The sequence below is a fragment of the Stappia sp. BW2 genome (assembly GCF_008107695.1).
In the GTDB taxonomy this organism is placed as follows: domain Bacteria; phylum Pseudomonadota; class Alphaproteobacteria; order Rhizobiales; family Stappiaceae; genus Roseibium.
In genome coordinates this window covers 1-1,386 of record NZ_VIRG01000084.1, presented here as the reverse complement: position 1 = coordinate 1,386, position 1,386 = coordinate 1, and the positions used below count along the sequence as shown (strand labels likewise).

Below are 1,386 nucleotides of genomic sequence, written 5' to 3'. Positions count from 1 at the left end.
ATGTATGTGTCGGCTGCTGTTCGCAATCGAGAATTTGGCACGATTTCGGAAATCGCTCATATGTATCCGGCCTGTTAGTCGGCTCGCGGGCCGTGGCCTTGATGGGGTTACGCACGCGCCGTGGTCTCATTACCGGTAAGGTCCATGATGACCATTTGGGCCGTCAGACTCTGGGGGCGTATCTTCTCCGTTCCATGCTGTTCTCTCTATCGCGAACTCCTTGGTGGCCGTGGAAGGCTTCAGATCGCTTCCATGGCCGCGTCTTTTGGCGCGTCGAACCGGGTGCCGTGCCGCAGAAGGCTCCAGGCAGTTCGAGCGAGTTTGTTTGCTAGCGCGATGGCCGCTTTGTTTCGCGGCATACGGGCGACAACCTCGGTCAGCCATGGGCCGAAACTGAAGTCGGACCATCGCTGCGGACGCATCATGATCACTTTCGCCGCCTGCACGAACAACATCCTCAGATAGCGGCTGCCGCGTTTGGTGATCCTGCCGAGAATGGTGCGACCGCCGGTGCTGAATTGTCGAGGCACCAGACCAACCCATGCCGCGAAATCTCGCCCCCGGTCGAATGCCTCGCCTTTGCCGACGGCCGCGACCATCGCCGTCGATATCATCGGCCCGATGCCGGGTATTGTCATGATGTTGGCGCAGTTCTCTTCGGTGCGGCTGATCTCTTCGATCTCACCAGAGACATCCTCGATCCGTTTGTCCAGCCAGAGCCAGTCGCCATAGAGCCCGATCAGAATGCCGCGCATCCGGGGCGATATCTCATCCTGTCGCTGTTCGAGGATCGTCTCGAAGGAATTCTTCAGCGCCCGCAGCCCCGATCTAACGGTAATACCCTGTTCGATCAGAAAGGCACGGATCTGGTTGATGGTGGCCGTGCGCCGCGAAACCAGCCGTGCCCGGACCCGGTGCAGGGCCTGAAGGTCGAGCTGATCTTGGTTCTTCTCTGAAACGGTCCGAAGGTTGGGCCGCAACGCCGCTTCTGCGATCGCCTCGGCATCGTTGTAATCGTTCTTCTGACCCTTGTTGAACGGCTTCACGTAAATCGCCGGTATGATCCGCGGCTCGAACCCCATGCCCCGCAGCGTTCGGCTGACAAAATGGGCGCTGAGGCAAGCCTCCATTCCCACGATGCAGCGTGGGAGTTGATCAAAGGTGGTATTCAGCGCCAAGCGCTTGATCTGCTTGCGCATGACCAGTTGGCCAGACCGATCAAACCCGACCAGGTGAAACGTATCTTTCCCGATGTCGATCCCGACGACGGCGAGGTCTTCGATGCTTCCTGTCTTCTTTGCACACATGGCTGCTTCTCCTTGTTGCGCGGTTGATCCCGGATAAGGATAACCCAACGGTGGGGAAGCAGCCGACACATCCCATTAC

General features: G+C 58.7%; 1 protein-coding gene. It reads right to left on the bottom strand.

Translation table 11 applies throughout. The features are described from left to right. Positions 1-239: 239 nt before the first annotated feature. Positions 240-1,307: an IS110 family RNA-guided transposase gene (locus tag FMN63_RS27675; protein WP_148587404.1), complete on the bottom strand. Its 1,068-nt coding sequence runs from the start codon at positions 1,305-1,307 to the stop codon at positions 240-242. Between the last annotated feature and the right edge of the window lie 79 nt (positions 1,308-1,386).

Excerpts from the sequence above, each read along its gene's own strand:
- FMN63_RS27675 (WP_148587404.1), bottom strand. The coding sequence starts at position 1,307 with ATGTGTGCAAAGAAGACAGGAAGCATCGAAGACCTCGCCGTCGTCGGG.